The sequence below is a fragment of the Chryseobacterium sp. MP_3.2 genome (assembly GCF_035984805.1).
Lineage (GTDB): Bacteria > Bacteroidota > Bacteroidia > Flavobacteriales > Weeksellaceae > Kaistella.
Genome location: NZ_JAXCHW010000005.1, coordinates 46,871 through 64,789, shown reverse-complemented (window position 1 = coordinate 64,789; position 17,919 = coordinate 46,871). Strand labels below are relative to the sequence as shown.

Genomic DNA, 17,919 nt, shown 5'->3' with positions numbered 1-17,919 from the left:
ATCCTTTTCCGGGGAGGAACGAGCCGGAAAAGATAAAGCCCTTCGACATGCTCAGGATAAATTCCGAGCCGGAAATAGCTCCAAAAAAAATCGTCTCGTCAATTAATGACGAGACGATCTGTACTATTTTCAAGATCTTAATGACCTAAAACTTCTTTTACTTTATTTGCAGCTTCCTCCAAAGTAATAACTGAATGAACCGGCAAACCAGAATCATCAATCAGTTGCTTTGCTTCTACCGCATTAGTTCCTTGAAGACGAACGATCAACGGAACCGGAAGACTTCCCATCGCGTTGTAAGCATCTACAATACCTTGTGCAACACGGTCGCATCGTACAATTCCACCAAAAATATTGATCAAAATTGCTTTTACATTTGGATCTTTCAGGATAATCCCGAAAGCTTTCTGAACTCTTTCTGCATCTGCAGTTCCACCCACGTCCAAGAAATTCGCCGGATTACCACCAGATAATTTAATGATATCCATGGTCGCCATCGCAAGTCCGGCTCCATTTACCATACAGGCAACGTCACCGTCTAATTTCACGAAGTTCAAACCAGCTTCACCCGCTTCTACATCCGTTGCATCTTCTTCACGCGTGTCTCTTAATTCAGCCAGATCCTTGTGACGGAAAAGCGCGTTGTCATCTAAAGAAACTTTAGCATCAACCGCAATAATTCTATTGTCAGAAGTTTTTAAAACCGGATTAATTTCGAAAAGTGAAGCATCAATTCCAACATAAGCGTTGTATAATGAACCGATAAATTTTACGAAATCTTTGTGAGCGGCACCTTCTAACCCTAAGTTGAAAGCAATTTTTCTTGCCTGAAAACCTTGTAAACCAACACCCGGATCTACTGTTTCATTATGAATTAAATGAGGCGTAACTTCCGCTACATGTTCGATATCCATTCCACCTTCTGTAGAATAAACAATCATGTTTTTTCCCTGCGCTCTGTCTAAAAGGATCGAAACATAAAATTCCTTTGTTTCAGTTTCGCCCGGTTGATACACGTCTTCCGCAATTAATACGAAGTTCACTTTTTTACCTTCTGCTGAAGTTTGAGGAGTTACCAGCTGCATTCCGATGATGTTTCCAGCATTTTCTTTCAGTTTTTCCATGGTTGGAGAAAACTTTACGCCGCCGCCTTTTCCACGTCCACCTGCGTGAACCTGTGCTTTTACAACCCAGCCTTCATTACCGTTCATTTCTGTTAACTTTTTTGCAGCTGCTTCAGCTTCGTCAACAGTATTTGCGATAAAACCACGTTGGATATTTACGCCGTATTTTGCCAAAATTTCTTTCGATTGGTACTCGTGAAGATTCATATTATTTTTGTTAGATTTTTATTTTTTTTAAAGATTTACAAATTTAAGAAAATTTGCTTAGATAGTGGGTTTCGACTTCAAATTATTTGAAGGACAAGATTAACCTTGTCGAAAAATTTTGTATAATATTTTATTCTGGTGCACAATTGACTTTAACGATACGAACTTTCGTTATTTTTTTTAATTTTGGGCGCACATTTCCGGCTTTTACTACTCGCTTCCCGATCAAATGCATCGGGAGAGCTCAAACATGCCGTTCAATCCGGGGCGCGGTTTGTTTCTCATTTGAAATCTTGTGCTTTTCAAAAAGATCAAAAACTGTATTTTTTCGCGCACAGATCTCACAGATTTACACAGAAAATTTAATAGGTACATTTCTCAAGTATAAAAAAAGAATATGTCTGTGCTAAACTGTGAGAGCTGTGCGCAAACAAATATCTTGATTTAAGTCGTTTTGCTTTCAAAAATTCAGATTTGTCTTTGCTCAAAAATTGTCATAAATTGTTCCCCTTCATAAAACCTAACCATTTATCGAAAAAACTATGACATTCAAAAGACCCAATATAAAATGGATCATCATCTGGTTTATTTTAGTCCTCATTTTCGTAATCACGATTTTTCCAGTGCCACCCCAAAATCCCATCAAATATGTGGAGCGAGAAAATGGGCAAATTAAAATTGAAAAAGTTTACGGTGAAGAATGGCTCAATTGGTTATACCATAATCCAATCGGTGAAGCGACTTTATGGACCATTGCAAAACGGAAAATTGTAAGTTCTGTTTATGGAAACATGCAAGAAAAACCAGCCTCAGCTGATAAAATCCAACCCTTTATAAAAGATTACGGTGTGGATATGAGTATCGCCCAAAATAAAAAGTTTAAAAGTTTTAATGATTTTTTTATTCGGAAACTCAAACCAGAGGCTAGACCAATCGTTGCAGATTCTCTCGCAGTAGCTTCTCCCGCAGATGGAAAAATTTTAGCTTATAACAACATCAATAATTCCGATTTTTACATCAAAGGCTTAAAATTTAATGTTCAATCCTTTTTAAATAACACCGAATTAGCGAAAAAATATGAAAACGGAGCGATGATCGTTTTTCGACTTGCACCACCGGATTATCATCGGTATCATTTCCCGGTAAGTGGAAACACTTCAAATTCAAACATTAAAATTGAGGGTGATTACTACTCGGTAAGTCCTTTGGCTCTTCGTGAAAAAGCTGAAATTTTCTGGCTCAATAAGCGGGAATATGGAGTGATAAAAAGTCCGATTTTTGGTGATGTTGTCATGGTAGAAGTTGGGGCAACCATGGTCGGAAGCATGATTCAGACTTACAAAGGCGCTACTGTAAAGAAGGGTGAAGAAAAAGGATATTTCAAATTTGGGGGTTCAACCGTGGTTTTGCTATTTGAAAAGGACAAGATTAAAATTGATGCTGATTTGTTGATTAATACGTCAAAAGATTTAGAGACTACTATAAAAATGGGCGAAAAAATTGGGGTGAAAAAATAAAAAAGCGCCTTACTTTTTAACCTGAATTAAATAATTAAACATCAATCCATCTCCAAATAAAAAAATAAAAGGAATAGTATAAATACCAATCCTTTTATGTAAATCTTCAAAAGATAAAAAATCTTTAAAAATTATTTTACGTTAAACTTACCTTTCATTACGGAGTAATGTCCTGGGAAAGAACACAAATAATCATAGCTTCCTTTTTCTGGAGCCATGAAAGTTATTGTATCACTTTCTCCACCACCAATTAACTTAGTATTGGCAATAATATCGCTCTTGTCAGTTGGAATATAGCCGTCTTTTTGAGCTTTTCCAGCTTTTTCTTCGAATTTTTCAAGATTTGTACCTTGTTTTAAAAGTACGAAGTTATGTCCCATCGAAGCCATCGGCATGGTTCCCGTGTGGTTTAATGTTAGTACAACGGTTTGACCTTCGTTAACATCAATTTGAGACAGATCATATTGCATCTTATCATTAGAATTCAACGTTATTTTGATCGTGTCTTGTTTAGCAACATCAGGAGTAGTAGCTTCAACTGGGGCATCTACAACTACATCTTTTTCTTCAGTTTTGTTGCAGGAAACCAAAAGCGCCACGCTTATTGTTAATAGGGTCAGTGTTGACTTAATTTTGAAATTGTACATAATAAATTATTTTTAACAAAGATAAACATTCAAAGTAAATGAGTCAAATGTCATCGATCTCATAGACATGATAAATCTTTTGTTACAATTAAGGACGGCGCTTAGATCCTCACTTTCTAAAAATTTTCATTGCCACTCAATCAGAATTGATGCAATTAAATCTATTTTACCTTATTTCGATTCTGCAAGTGAAGTTTTCACTCATTAATACATAAAAGTCAGACCCGCTCCAAAACCATATTCACTGTCGTAATTTGTGGAAACGGAAACCCATTTTTGAAGAATATATTTCAGACCAAAGTCAAATTCTTTGTCCGAATTAACGGCAAAATTTCCGCGAATTCTAGGTGAAATTGGAATTCCTTCTCTGCCTAATTCCAACCGAACTTTACCATTGTGATCCACATTTGCATCTGCCATAATTAAAAACGGCAAAATATATCTGATTCCCGCAATGGCTACATTTTGATTTTCCGGCATTACATTTTGTCCAAACCAGGTTTTTGCCATATCATGATTTTTGTTGCTTCGAAAACCAACATAAGGCATTGCCCATTGGTATTTCCCCAGAAATCGACCTACTTTTACAGTTCCTTCGTAATGCGTAAAATCGTAGTTTGAGTGGATTTCATTAATGTTCATCCATCTTGCTCCTACCATTGTCATATTTTCAAAATGAAATTTATTGGACGCAACATCGAGCATCGCTTTTGTGCTGATCATTCTGTTCGTGCTCAGAAACTTGTTATAAGCAGCTTCTTTATCCGGCAATTGCGGATTCGGTGCGGAGTTTTCATAGGTAAAAACTTTGCCCATTCCGGCCATCATGTGATATAAAATATGGCAGTGGAAAAACCAATCGCCATCTTGATTCGCAGCAAACTCAATGGTATTTGTTTCCATCGGTGCCATATCTACCACATTTTTGAGGGGAGAATATTCACCTTTCGAATTAATGAGTCGGAAATCATGTCCGTGGAGGTGCATCGGGTGACGCATCATGGAATTATTGTACATGGTAATTCTTACGACCTGACCTTTTTTAATTAAGATCTTATCACTTTCAGCCACCGTTTTATTGTCTAAGGTCCAAAGGTAATTTCGCATATTCCCTTCCAAAGTGAACTTTAATTCCTTTACGTTATCATCTTGCAAGATTGTTTTAAAGGGAGATTTAAGCATGTTATAACTCAACCGTTTGATGTTTTTTTGATCGGCAGAAGTCATATTATGCATGCTGTGATCCATTTTTCCATCATCCATTTTCATATCAGATTTCACGTCCATTTTACTGTGATCCATCTCCATTTTGCCATCCTTCATTTTCATATCAGAGTTCATGTCCATTTTGCTGTGATCCATGTCCATTTTTCCATCCTTCATTTTCATGTCGGATTTCATGTCCATTTTGCTGTGATCCATTTGCATTTTACCATCATCCATTTTCATATCAGAGTTCATGTCCATTTTACTATGATCCATTTCCTTTCCAGAATCCATTTTCATTTCAGAAGATTTATCCGTCATTCCCATCATTTCATTCATATGCTTCATGGTTTGCATCCGTTGACTTTCAGATAATTCTGGATACATCACTTCGTTCATATCCATCATCTGATTTCCCATGGTCATGTTCATCGGCTTCATATCACCACTCATTTCCATCATGCCGTTCATCATTTTCATTCCTTCAAACAGCATTAATTTTGGCAGATTCGGAGCATCAACTTTTTCTCCATCACCTAAATAAAGCGAGGCATGACCTTGTCGATCCTCTGAAGTTGCACGAAATTCAAAACTTTTATTTTCAGGTACAGTCACTTCGATATCGTAAGTTTCAGAAACACCCACGATTAAGCGGTCAACTTCCACAGGTTCTACTTCATTACCATCATTACCGATAACGGTGATTTTTCCACCACCATAGTTCAACCAAAAATAAGAAGAGGAACCTCCGTTGGCTACGCGTAAATGAACTTTATCTCCGGCTTTTAAATTTTTGTAATCAGAAGAAACCGCGCCGTTGATCAGAAAATTATTGTAATAAACATCACTTACATCCATGGCTTCCATTCGCTTCCATTCATTCAAAAGTTTGGTGCCGAAATGCCCTTTTCCAATGGCTTCGGAATAACTCTGAACCGTTCCTTTCTTAACTGCCCAATAATCTCCTTGATCCATATGCAATCTTCGCATAATTTGTTTTGGATTTTCATCGGTCCATTCTCCTAAAAGAACTGGAATATCTGCCGCAAACTTTTTACCTGGCTGACTTTCTCTTTTATTAAAAACTAAAATTCCATTCATCCCGATTTGTTCCTGAGTTCCTTCGTGAGAATGATACCAATAGGTTCCATTTTGAGAAATTCTAAATTTGTAAAGATGCGTTTCACCAGGTTTCACTTCTTTCGTAGTCAAGTACGGAACTCCATCCATTTCATTGGGTAGAATTACTCCATGCCAATGCAGACCAGTGTTTTCTTTCAACTGATTGTGCAGATAAATTTCTGCCGTATCGCCTTCTGTAAAATATAGAGTTGGCGCTTGTAATTTTCCATTCGTCGCAATTGCTCTGGCTGATTTACCGGAAAAATTTACGAGCGTGTCTTTAACATAGAGATCATAACGAACCTTCTTTCCACCAAAAGAAATAGTTTCACGCTCACGAGCCGCACCCATCATTTGATGATTTGCATGAGAATCTTCTGCTGATTGTTTCATTTCTAATGCCATACCACATTTCGGACATTTTCCCGGTTTATCGGAGGTCACTTCTGGATGCATTGGGCAGGAGTAAATGCCTATCTTCTCTATATCATTCGACATTTTAGGAGATACTTTCGCATTTTTGGAAACTATTTTTGGTTTAGCAGGAGAAACTGCATTCACTTTTTTCGGCGCAGGCTTTACCGCAGGTTTTGAAATCTCCTTTGTAATTTTTTTCGCAATTGGAAAATTCTTAACAACCGGTTTATCTTTTTTTACGATTGCTATTGTTTTTTTTACCAATGTCATTCCGCATTTAGGACAATCTCCTGGTTTTGCAGAACGTATCTCCTGGTGCATTGGGCAAGTGTAATAGGTTTGGGTATTCTGAGAATAAACAAATATTGCACTTAAAAATAAAGCAAGTACTAAGAATCCTTTCGAAAGGGGTATTTTATTTTTCATTTTCTAATCTTTTAATCATCGATTTCATTTCTTCAATTTCTTTTTTCTGAGCAATAATGATGCTTTCCGCTAATTTTTTTACTTCGGGATCTTTTATATCTGCTCTTTCACTTGTTAAAATTGCAATGGAATGGTGTGGAATCATTGCCCGCATCCAAAGAACATCGCCAATAATTGGACTTTGCGCACGAACTAAACCGAGTGCACTGGCAAATAGAACTAAACTTCCTGCTAAAATTGCAATATTCTTGCTTTTGTTTTGATACATTTTTCGCATAAAAAACCACATGATCACTGCCATGGTAGAGATTCCAAGACAAGTCATGTAAAATCTTGTTAAGCTGAAATAAACGTGATCCAATTGATAGGTGTTTAGATACATCGTGACATACATTGCCACAAATGACGCTGCAAGCATTAAAACAAATTTTGTGTAACTGCTGCTTTCTGAATTCGTTTCCATAATAAATTGTTGAGGTTAAAATTTAGAAATTGAAGCCCGGAAATATTTCACCTTTCTTATTTGATAAGTGAAATACTTCATGGGTTATAAAAAGAAGAGTACTTTATTTAATTTCAGATTTCACACTTCCGCAAGTCAGCATGGATTTTCCATAGAACGGATTTTTCACGGCTTTTTCTGCGCTTAACCAACTTGCATCTGCCATTGGACAGTATTGCACAAAAACAGAATTGTCTGAGAGTTTAAACTTTTTGCTCAAGGTGATCATGTTATTTGATAATTTACCAAAAGATGCTCGCTGCGTTTCAATACTTCTGCTCTCTGCAATGGAAGAAGCGTCTTTACGTAAAATATCTAAATTACCTTCAGATAAAACTTTGTAGTCTACCATTGAAGCGGCTTTTATAAATGTATTGGCGGCTTTTGAGGCTTCATCAGAATTGTCCGTAGCCAAAGCTGTTTTGATGTTCAAGTAGTTTTGATACAATTTCGACATGGAGGCATCACTCTTCTGAGCAGATACATTAAGAATTGAAAATAGAGTAAATAAGGTTGTGAAAATTAATTTTTTCATTGTAATAAATTTAGATTGTTTTAAAATAGGGATAGTCCAAAAAATTTGGACACAGTTGATTTGCATTCTTCTAATGAAAAATGACAGATTTATTCTAAATTCTAAAATTACAATATGAAATAAAGAGAGGAAGTTCTCCTTTATCTGGTGGTGCGTTTACCTGTACAGAAAATTGATTTCGCTCAACAGCAGGCAATACAAATTGTGTATAAAAAACTTCGGGAAGAATTGCTACTAACGGCGCATCATTGATAAATGAAACATCAGCTTTTTTCGCAACATCCGTTTTTAAAATTTTAATTTCACTCTTGCAACAATCGCTTTCTTTCTTCGTGCCACAAATATTGCATGTGTTATCAGAAGAAGTAGAAACGAAAATTTGATCCAGGCAATAATGCACGTTGTAAACCATCCCGGAAGAAAATCCGAAATAGAAAACGGTAAACATGATGGCGAGAAACTTTTTCAAGGTGAAAATATTTTCCGTAAAGATACAACTTAAGAACTTAAACAATTTGATAACCTATTGATATTGTGAATTAAAGTTATCTTAAACAAGAGCATCTGCTTTCTTCTCATAAAAAGTGGTCGCTATTCCTACCAGAATAATTGCGCTCCCAATCATTTTCAGGACGGTTATTTTCTCATTTACAAAAATTGCGGCGAGAATCATCGCAAAAATCGCTTGGCTTAAAAGACTTAAAGAAACTCTGGTCGGACGCATTTTTTGCGTGGTGTAACTGATGAGCAACCACGCAATAAGCTGGAAAAACAATTCCCTGAATCAAAAGTGAAAACCACGCTTTCTCGGAGAATCCCGCGAAATTCTCTTTGAAAATTACATTCACCAGAAATAAAAACAGGGTACTGATGATCATGCTGTACGTCATAAACGGAATCACATCGACCTCTGCTAAAACTTTTTTTATTCATCAAAATATAAAGGTATACAAAAGCCCCGAAAGCAAGGCCAGGAAAAATGCAGTATCTAATTTTAATTTGATAATTATCTCTAAACCCACAAAGATTACCATTCCAGCGAGAGCGATTAAAGTTCCCTCCCAGAAACTTTTCCGTGGACGATACCTTAAAAAAAGAAAAGAGAAATCCCTACCCAAATCGGGGAAAGATTGGTAAGGAGAGCTGCCTGCGTGGCAGAAGAATTTTGAATACTAATATTCCAAACTGCAATATCTAAACCGAATAAAACACCACAAATCGCTATTGCAATTAAGATTTGGGGTTTTCTAAGTGCAATTTATTCTTAAGAAGTGCGAAGGGTAAAATAATCACGGTTGCAATTGCCATTCTGTAAAAAGCCGAAATTAGGCCCGAAGTTAGATTTATCTTCACAATAACGGGGAAAATAGAAATGCAAAGAATTCCGAGAAATAAAGCAATTCTGGGCTTCGTCATTTTAATAAAGTCTTCCTACCTGTTCACAAACTTCTACATATTCTGCTGGAATTTTCCCAAAAAAACCGGGCTCATAATATTCGTCGGAATGTGGAATATAGAGGCTGTAGCTTTTTCCAAGGGGTAGAATCGGAATAAAGAAAAGTTCAAAATATTTCTTGTAAACGGTGATAATTGCATTGACTTCCAAACCATTTTTCATGATTTTGCGCTGTTCCTTGCCAATAGGTTTTTTATTAAAGCCGAATAAAAAAAACATACAATATTTATTTTCTAATTTTAAAAGTCTGTGAGATTTTTCTAAATTCCTCTAGATTCTTATTTTTATCTTTCAAGTTACACCAAGATAAAATCTGGAAATAATGGTCCTTGCTTTCTACCAAAGTGAGCAGATAGAACAGCTGTACAGAGATTTCTTTATCTTCCTCATCCTGCATTGTTCCCTCAATGCTTACTTCTGCCGCTTGAAGACCATTAATGAGAATTTCTTTGACTTTAGAATTTTTAAAATATTGATCTTCAATCAAACCGCCATTGATCATATCTGTATAATATTGCCCGGCTTCTTTGATGTTTACAAAGTTAACTTTCGCAAAAGTCAGATTATCTTTTTCCACGTCAATTATTACGGAATGCTTTCCATGCACCGCATTTGTAAATTGGGAGGCTGCATAATCATTTAAATCATACGTTTTCATGTACCCAGCTGGATAAGAAATGGTATAAGGTACCCCGAAACCATATTCTGTCATCTGTTGCGCAGAAAAAGTTGCACTAAAAAATAGAGCAATCAATATAAAATTTTTCATCTCTAAAATTTAGATTTTGCGAAATGAAAAATTAAAAGCACCCAAGAAACAATCATTAATAAGCCGCCCAGTGGCGTAATTGGACCGATTATTTTGGAAGGGATTGCCACCACATCACTAAAAGCCATTAGATAAATACTCACAGAAAAGATAAAAGTTCCCGCAATCATCAGGATCGAAATCCATTTTTCAGCAGTGGTTTCAAATTTTAGAATGTATCCTACAATGAGCAAAAAAAATGCAGCATACATTTGATATCTCACCCCGGTTTCAAAACTCACCAATTTATCTGCAGAAATTATTTTTTTTAAAGCATGAGCACCGAAAGCTCCCAAAATAACTGATATCAACCCATAAACTGCGCCGACTACTAATGTAAATGTTTTCATATTTTAAAGTTCTCCGTTTTGATACATGATGACTAATTTTCCAATTAATGTTAATATTCCGATAAGAATGAACATCCAGGAAAATCTCTTCGAACTTTCCAGTTTTGGGTCATTCGTGCTTTTTAAAAAAACGCCAAAAATTAAAATGGCAATTGCTACTATTAATCCTATCATATTATTTATTTCTCAATTGATTGAATTCACTAATCACTTCATGATGCGTAACCGTTTTGTCTTTAAAGTAAGCCACAAAATGATTTTTTTCCTCTTCTGTTGCTCCTAATTGATTTAAAATATTGAACAAATGCATTTTCATATGTCCTTTTTGAATTCCGGTTGTCACCAAAGAACGCAGCGCCCCAAAATTTTGCGCTAAACCGGAAACCGCCAAAATACTCATCAGTTCCTGTGCAGATGGTTTCCCCAAAAGTGCCAAAGAAAATTTTACAAGCGGATGAAGATTTGTTAAACCTCCTACAACGCCCACAGAAATCGGCAGGTCGATCCAAAACCGAAAAATTCCATTATCAATCGTACAATGCGTCAAACTGGAATATTTTCCATCTTTCGCCGCATAAGCATGTGCACAAGCTTCGGTTGCGCGAAAATCATTTCCTGTCGCAATCACCACCGCATCAACTCCGTTCATAATTCCCTTATTGTGCGTCGTAGCGCGGAAAGGTTCAATTTCTGCGATCGTAACCGCACGTTTAAATTTCGTCGCAAATTCCTCATTAGAAATTCCGCTATCGTCTTTTAAATCTTCAATTTTGCAGGAAACCTCGGCTCGTACAATACAATCCGGCGTAAAGTTGGAGAGAATATTCATCACAATTTGCAAAGAATCTTTTTCTTCTTGTGTGAAGTTTTCTTCATTCTCCACCTCTTCTTTCAAAGTTTTTCCAAAAATTTCCAGGCAAGAATTAATGAAATTTGCACCCATGGAATCTACCGTATCAAAACTCGCCTTCAACTGAAAATAATTTTCCAGATCCGCGGTTTTATCAATAAGCCGAATATTCAAAATTCCACCGCCACGATTTCGCATATTCTTGGTAATTTCTTCAGTTGCTTCAAACAATTTTTTCTTGAGTTTAAAGTTGAAGAAATGCAAAACTTTATGCGGCTCTACATTCAAAATAAAATGCGTGTGTCCTAATTTTTTGGTGTTGATGATTGTGGTTTTAAAACCGCCTTTATCAATCCAGAATTTTGCCGCTTTAGAAGCAGCTGCAACAACAGAACTTTCCTCTACCGCCATTGGTAAGGCTAATAATTTTCCATCAATAAGGAAATTGGGAGCGATTCCATAAGGCATATAAAAATTGGAGATCGTGTTCTCGGAAAATTCTTCGTGTAATTTCTGAAGGTCTGGCTTTGTGTTCCAGTATTGCTTTAAAATTTCTTGGTAGTCTGCGTTTCCGTGCAGATATTCTGTAACAATCCAATCGATTTTCCCTTGCTTGGTCAACTTAGAAAAACCTTCAACCGGTTGATGATTCATAGAAATAGTTTTTTGAAATTCAAAGATAGGAAATTCAGTGGGATGTTATGTTGGGGGATGGATGATGGATTTATGCCTAAAGAAAGTTCGCGCATTTCTGGCTATTTATCTCTTCTCATTAATTTTAACCTTTTAAATCCCTATTTGAGCCTTATCAAAAACACCTCTTCATGGCGCTAAGTTGGAATGAGATTAAAGAACGGGCAGTAAAATTCTCCAAAGAATGGGAAAATTACTCTAACGAAGAAGCCGATGCGAAACCTTTCCTGGTAGAATTCTTTAACATTTTCGGCATCTACAGCAAAAAAGTCGCAACCTTTGAACATCGCGTGGAAAAATTAGATGAACGCGATGGTTACATCCATCTTCTCTGGTAAGGTACTGTTCTCATCGAAATGAAAAGCCGCGGCAAAAATCCCGACAAAGCCTTTCAACAAGCCAAAGATTATCTGCACGGTTTAAAACAACACGAATTACCCAAATATATTCTCGTCTCCGATTTTGAGATCTTTAAACTCTATGATTTAGAAGAAGATAAAACCGTAGAATTTAAAATTGCAGACCTCGTCAACAATGTTCAGTATTTTGGTTTCCTGCTCGGTTATCAGAAAAAAGTTTACAAAGAACAGGATCCTGCCAACATCAAAGCCGCAGAATTAATGGGCAAATTACATAATCGGCTCGAAGAAATTGGGTACCATGGCCATCCTTTAGAAGTCTATTTGATGCGCCTTCTTTTCTGTCTTTTTACAGAAGACACCACCATTTTCAATAAACAGCAGTTTCAGGAATTTATAGAAAACCGAACAAATGAAGACGGAAGTGATCTCGCCCCCAAACTTCAGGAACTCTTTCAACTTTTAGATATGCCCACTGAAAAACGCTTCAAAAATCTAGATGAACAATTAGCCGAATTTACCTATGTGAACGGAAAACTCTTTCAGGAAATTCTTCCCATGGCGAGTTTTGATTCCAAGATGAGACAGGCTTTACTGAATTGTTGCTATATCGATTGGAGCAAAATTTCTCCCGCCATTTTTGGTTCCATGTTTCAAAGCGTGATGAATCCGAAAGAACGGAGAAATCTTGGCGCACATTACACGAGCGAAACCAATATTCTGACACTCATTAAACCTTTATTTCTGGATGAACTTTGGGCATAATTTGAAACCCTGAAAAATAATAAGAACAATTTTTCGGAGTTTCACCAAAAACTAAGTACGCTCAAATTCCTGGATCCAGCTTGTGGTTGTGGTAATTTTCTCGTCATTACTTATCGGGAATTGCGCCTCTTAGAGATCGAAGTTTTGCGCGCAACGTACAGATCCGGACAGGGAATTCTGGATGCTTCCTAAATTATTTGGCTGGATGTAGATATGATGAGAGGAATTGAGTACGAAGAATTTCCCGCCCGTATTTCAGAAGTCGCCATATGGCTCATCGATCACCAAATGATATGCTCATCAGCAATGAATTCGGACAATATTTTGCGAGGTTGCCTTTGAAAAAATCTGTAAATATTGTACATGGCAATGCTTTAGAAATTGAGTGGGAAACGGTTTTTCCTAAAGAAGAGCTTTCGTTTATAATTGGAAATCCGCCATTTTTAGGAAAATCAAATCAAAACGTTGAACAAAAAAAGGATTTAGAAATTATTTCTAAAAATGTTAAAGGCGCAGGAGTTTTAGATTATGTTTCTGCTTGGTATTTGAAAGCTGCTCAATTTATTCAAAATACAAAAATAAAAGTTGGTTTTGTTTCTACAAAATCAATCGCTCAAGGTGAGCAAGTTGGCATTCTGTGGAATTTACTTTTTAATCATTACAAAATTAAAATTCATTTTGTGCACACAGAACTTTTAGTTGGAGCAATGAAGCAAAAGGAAATGCCGCTGTTCATTGTGTAATTGTTGGTTTCGCAAACTTTGATACTACTAATAAAAATATTTTTGAATATCAACACATTAAAGGAGAACCTCACGAAATACAAGTGAAAAATATAAATCCATATCTTTTAGAAGGAAACGACAACTTTGTTCAAAAGAGAAGATTACCAATTTGCAGAGTTTCTGAAATGATAAAAGGAAGTATGCCAAATGATGGAGGATTTTATTTATTTACAGAACAATAGAAAAATGATTCTATAAGTAAAGAACCAAATTCTGAAAAACATTTTAAAAGATTTATTGGCGGTTATGAATTTTTAAACAATAAAGAAAGATGGTGTTTGTGGTTGTCCGAAGCAAATCCGACGGAAATAAGAACAATGCCTTTATTATTAAATAGAATTGAAAATGTAAAAAGCAACAGATTATTAAGCAATAGAGAAACTACTCGAAAAGATGCACAAACTACTATGCTTTTCGGAGAAAACAGACATGATAACACAGACTATCTTGCTTTGCCAGAATTTTCTTCAGAAAACAGAAATTACATTCCCGTTGGATATGTGAATAGTTCGACGATTGCTAGTAATAAAATTTATATGATTCCCAATGCGTCATTATTTTCATTTGGTATAATGAGTTCAAAAATGCAAAATTCTTGCATAAAGTTTTTGCGATAGATTAAAAAGTGATATTAGATATTCAAACACTTTAGGTTACAACAATTTTCCCTGGCCAGAAAATCCCACCGAAAAACAAATTAACCTCATTGAGGAAAAAGCTCAGAAAGTTTTAGATGTTCGCGCCAGTTTTCAATTCCCCTCCTCTGGAGGGGTGTCCGAAGGACGGGGTGGTAATTCTTTGCCTCTCTGCAATCCTTTAACCATGCCGCCAAGTTTAACAAAAGCACACCAGGATTTGGACAAAGCTGTAGATTCCGCCTACAGAAGCGCGCCCTTTACCACAGAAGCCAACAGAATGGTTTACCTCTTCGAACTCTACGAAAAGTACACCGCCAATTTATTTACGAAAGAAAAACCTCCCAAAAGGAAATAGGAATTCGCGAACTCGTGGCAACTTATTTTACTTAAAAATTTTTTGCCATGAATGCACGAACTAATTTTAAATCCCGAAAAATGTTATTGAAATTTATTGTGCGTTTTTGTAACTAAAAAATAGTTACATTTTGTTAAATATTTGCAGCAATGTAAAAGAAGGAAAAACTATTAGAACGATTAAAATCAAAACTTAAAGATTTTAAATATTCTGAATGAAGAACGGTTTTAATTTCATTGGGATACGGGGAATCTAATAATGGAGGTACTTCTGGAAGTTCGGTCTCATTTATCAACATTAATTTGGCAAGCGTAATCTGACTTTATAAACCGCATAGTCCAGACGTGCTGAAAAATTATCAGCTAAAAGCAATTATAGAAGAATTAGAAAATCACAATTTATTATGAATACAATTGAGCACAAAGGCATAAAAGGAACGGTAGAATTTGATCAGGAAAGTAAAATGTTTTTCGGCAAATTAATCGGAATTAATGGTGTCGTTCTTTACGAAGGTACAGAAGCTTCAGAATTTAATACCAACTTCTTATCTGCTGTGGAGGAATATATTGCGCTTTGTAAAGAATACGAAATTCCCCTGAAAAAAGAATTTAAAGGCGTGTTCGATGTTAGAACATCACCGGAAATTCACGAGAGTCTCCATTTTATTTCCCTTAATACAGTATTAAAAATAAATACCATTGTAAACCAAGCTTTAAATTCATTTTTGCAAAATGTAGGTTCTAGTGCTACAATTAATGAAGCAGACAGTGAAATTGACATATCTCCCAAAAAGAAAGAGAGTCGAAAAATAACAGTCAAAGATTAATAAAATCCAAGATTCAAAAAGTATAAATTTTTACTTTCCCCACATCGTAACATAAAGGTTTGCTTATTCAAAAAAATACACCGCCAATTTATTTACTATAGAAAGGTCGAAGAAAAAGAAATAGGATTTCGGTAGGAGAAGTTTTTGAAAATGTTACCATTGTTGACGGGAATAGAAATATTCGTTCATTTCAGGACAGAAGGTCTATGAAAGTGCAAAGTCACGAATGAATTTCTATTTTCGAAAAATCTTGACTGGATTATTTTTGCACCAGACGTTTTGACTAAAGTCAATACAATAATTACTGTAAAAAAACGGGCTAAAGCCCGTTCCTATTGATATTTAATTCTTTAAAACCGGATAATACCCGCTTCTAGTAATTTTAATCCTCCAACTGCGTTCCCAAAAACTCCCATTCCTGCAAAGCCAGATCTAAATCTGCTTTCTTCGCATTATAAACTTCTAAAGTTTCTTCGGAAGGATTTTCGGTAGTGAAAGTTTTTTCCATTTCCTCGATTTTTAATTCGAGATCCGAAATTTTCTCTTCAACTTTCTTGATTTTATTTTGAATGTTTTTCTGATCTTTCGTTATAATGACCGGCTTAACCTCAACGGGCTTTTCGATTACTTTTTCTGCAACAGGTTCATTTCTCAATTCCTGTAATTTGGATTTTTCTGCAGAAATTTCTCGGATGCTTTCCTTCTGTCGGAATTCTAAATAATCATTGATATCGCCTAAAAATTCTTTCATTCTACCATCGCGGAATTCAAAAATCTTATCACTCAAACCTTGTAAAAATTCTCTATCGTGAGAAATAACGATCAAAGTTCCCTGAAATTTCTGTAGCGCCATTTTGATAATCTCCTTAGACTGAATATCCAAGTGATTTGTGGGCTCATCCATAATCAAAGTGTTGAAGGGACGCAGCAATAATTTACACAGTGCCAAACGGTTTCTTTCACCACCCGAAAGTACTTTGGTTTTTTTGGTTACATCATCTCCCTGAAAAAGGAAACTTCCCAATAAATCCCGAACTCTTGGCCGCGTTTCTTCGGTGGCAGAATCTTCAGCTTCTTCTAAAACGGTTTTGTTTGGTGTTAAAACTTCCTCCTGATTTTGAGCAAAATAACCGATGTTTACATTGTGACCCAAGTTCCATTCTCCGGTGGTATCTGTAATTTCTCCGGCTAAAATTTTAGCTAAAGTTGTTTTTCCCTGTCCATTTTGACCCAATAAAGCGATTCTCTGACCACGCTCAATAAAGAAATCTACCTTATCAAAAATCTGTTTCTTGCCATAGGCTTTCCCAAGATTTTTCGCTTCAAAAACAACTTTTCCTGGCGTTACTGCAGGTTGAAAACGTATATTGAATTTAGAAACATCGTCGGTGTCCACTTCAATTCTCTCCAGTTTATCCAATTTTTTGATTAAAGACTGCGCGAAAGAAGATTTGGTTGCAGAGGCGCGGAAACGGTTGATGTTATCTTCCATCTGTTTAATTTCCACATCCTGATTTTTCTTGGCTTGAATTTGCTTTTCTTTTCGCTCCTTACTCAGTTCTAGATATTTAGTATAATTCGCTTTGTAATCATCAACTTTTCTATTATTAATATCGAAAGTTCTGTTACAAACAGAGGTCATAAATTGTTTATCGTGACTAACCAAGACAATGGAACCGGGATAATCTTTCAAAAAAGTTTCCAGCCAAATAATAGATTCCATATCCAGGTGATTCGTCGGTTCATCCAAAAGCATTAAATCATTTTTCTGTAAAAGTAATTTTGCGAGTTCAATTCTCATTCGCCAACCACCAGAAAATTCATCGGTTATTTTATGAAAATCGTCGGCTTTAAAACCTAATCCTAATAAAACTTTTTCTACGTCGCCTTCTAAATTGTAGGCATCATAATGCATTAACAGATCATTTAATTCCGTCATTCTGTGAATTAAATTTTCGTAGTAATCACTTTCATAATCAGTTCTGGTCACCATTTGATGGTTCACGTCTTCCAATTCATTCTTCATGGCGTTAATCTGTTCGAAAGCCTGCAAAGTTTCATCCCAAACTGTTCTGCCTTTTACAAAATCCAAATCCTGCTTTAGAAATCCGATGGTTACGGTGCCTTCTTGAATAATGCTTCCCTCGTAAAAGTTGATTTCGCCAGTTAGCATTTTCAGCAAAGTAGATTTACCTGCTCCATTTTTACCGACCAAGCCTACTTTGTCATCTTTTTTTATGGTGAAATTTACATTTTGAAAGAGGTAATTCCCCGAATGATGAAGCCCTAAACCTTGAACAGAAATCATATTGATGATGCTTTATTAGTAAT

Annotated in this window: 14 protein-coding genes and 2 pseudogenes; 3 read left to right on the top strand and 13 right to left on the bottom strand. The window is 35.9% G+C overall.

Translation table 11 applies throughout. The features are described 5' to 3' along the window. Positions 1 to 137: 137 nt before the first annotated feature. Positions 138 to 1,331 (bottom strand): ADP-forming succinate--CoA ligase subunit beta, encoded by a 1,194-nt coding sequence (sucC, locus tag RCH13_RS08130; RefSeq protein WP_326986741.1) that lies wholly within the window; start codon positions 1,329 to 1,331, stop codon positions 138 to 140. A gap of 542 nt (positions 1,332 to 1,873) precedes the next feature. Between sucC and RCH13_RS08125 the strand changes: the two genes are divergently transcribed. Further along, the gene (locus tag RCH13_RS08125) at positions 1,874 to 2,848 is read left to right on the top strand and encodes a phosphatidylserine decarboxylase (RefSeq protein ID WP_326986740.1); all 975 of its coding nucleotides are present in this window, start codon (positions 1,874 to 1,876) and stop codon (positions 2,846 to 2,848) included. 131 nt (positions 2,849 to 2,979) lie between these two features. Here the strand turns inward: RCH13_RS08125 and azu are convergent, their stop codons facing one another. From azu to RCH13_RS08065, 11 genes and pseudogenes are all read right to left on the bottom strand, one after another. Continuing rightward, positions 2,980 to 3,495, bottom strand: coding sequence for an azurin (gene azu, locus RCH13_RS08120; RefSeq protein WP_326986739.1), 516 nt, complete (start codon positions 3,493 to 3,495; stop codon positions 2,980 to 2,982). Between the two features lie 204 nt (positions 3,496 to 3,699). Next, positions 3,700 to 6,666, bottom strand: a complete 2,967-nt coding sequence (locus tag RCH13_RS08115; protein WP_326986738.1) for a multicopper oxidase domain-containing protein — start codon at positions 6,664 to 6,666, stop codon at positions 3,700 to 3,702. Continuing rightward, positions 6,656 to 7,129, bottom strand: a complete 474-nt coding sequence (locus RCH13_RS08110; protein ID WP_326986737.1) for a DUF305 domain-containing protein — start codon at positions 7,127 to 7,129, stop codon at positions 6,656 to 6,658. The genes RCH13_RS08115 and RCH13_RS08110 overlap by 11 nt, the downstream gene beginning before the upstream one ends. A 103-nt stretch (positions 7,130 to 7,232) precedes the next feature. Further along, complete coding sequence (locus RCH13_RS08105; protein WP_326986736.1) at positions 7,233 to 7,703, bottom strand: DUF3347 domain-containing protein; 471 nt, start codon at positions 7,701 to 7,703, stop codon at positions 7,233 to 7,235. Between the two features lie 94 nt (positions 7,704 to 7,797). Next, positions 7,798 to 8,172 (bottom strand): HYC_CC_PP family protein, encoded by a 375-nt coding sequence (locus RCH13_RS08100; protein ID WP_326986735.1) that lies wholly within the window; start codon positions 8,170 to 8,172, stop codon positions 7,798 to 7,800. A gap of 81 nt (positions 8,173 to 8,253) precedes the next feature. After that, positions 8,254 to 9,119, bottom strand: a pseudogene (locus RCH13_RS13930) (DMT family transporter). A gap of 1 nt (position 9,120) precedes the next feature. Next, positions 9,121 to 9,378: a hypothetical protein gene (locus tag RCH13_RS08085; protein WP_326986732.1), complete on the bottom strand. Its 258-nt coding sequence runs from the start codon at positions 9,376 to 9,378 to the stop codon at positions 9,121 to 9,123. 7 nt (positions 9,379 to 9,385) lie between these two features. Further along, a complete protein-coding gene (locus RCH13_RS08080; protein WP_326986731.1) occupies positions 9,386 to 9,928 on the bottom strand; it encodes a hypothetical protein in 543 nt (180 codons plus the stop codon). 2 nt (positions 9,929 to 9,930) lie between these two features. Then, positions 9,931 to 10,317, bottom strand: a complete 387-nt coding sequence (locus RCH13_RS08075) for a DUF423 domain-containing protein (protein ID WP_326986730.1) — start codon at positions 10,315 to 10,317, stop codon at positions 9,931 to 9,933. Positions 10,318 to 10,320: 3 nt separating this feature from the next. After that, on the bottom strand, positions 10,321 to 10,491 hold the full coding sequence (locus RCH13_RS08070) for a hypothetical protein (RefSeq protein WP_326986729.1): 171 nt from the start codon (positions 10,489 to 10,491) through the stop codon (positions 10,321 to 10,323). Between the two features lies 1 nt (position 10,492). Then, the gene (locus RCH13_RS08065) at positions 10,493 to 11,821 is read right to left on the bottom strand and encodes a hydroxymethylglutaryl-CoA reductase, degradative (RefSeq protein ID WP_326986728.1); all 1,329 of its coding nucleotides are present in this window, start codon (positions 11,819 to 11,821) and stop codon (positions 10,493 to 10,495) included. 170 nt (positions 11,822 to 11,991) lie between these two features. On the opposite strand from RCH13_RS08065, the pseudogene RCH13_RS13925 reads away from it, so the two are divergent. Together RCH13_RS13925 and RCH13_RS08030 are read left to right on the top strand one after the other, a co-directional pair. Beyond that, a pseudogene (locus RCH13_RS13925) lies at positions 11,992 to 14,762 on the top strand (DNA methyltransferase). Between the two features lie 403 nt (positions 14,763 to 15,165). Then, positions 15,166 to 15,588 (top strand): type II toxin-antitoxin system HicB family antitoxin, encoded by a 423-nt coding sequence (locus RCH13_RS08030; RefSeq protein ID WP_326986726.1) that lies wholly within the window; start codon positions 15,166 to 15,168, stop codon positions 15,586 to 15,588. A 382-nt stretch (positions 15,589 to 15,970) separates the two neighbouring features. Here RCH13_RS08030 and RCH13_RS08025 read toward each other — a convergent pair whose 3' ends face one another. Further along, on the bottom strand, positions 15,971 to 17,896 hold the full coding sequence (locus RCH13_RS08025; protein WP_326986725.1) for an ABC-F family ATP-binding cassette domain-containing protein: 1,926 nt from the start codon (positions 17,894 to 17,896) through the stop codon (positions 15,971 to 15,973). Positions 17,897 to 17,919: the final 23 nt, after the last annotated feature.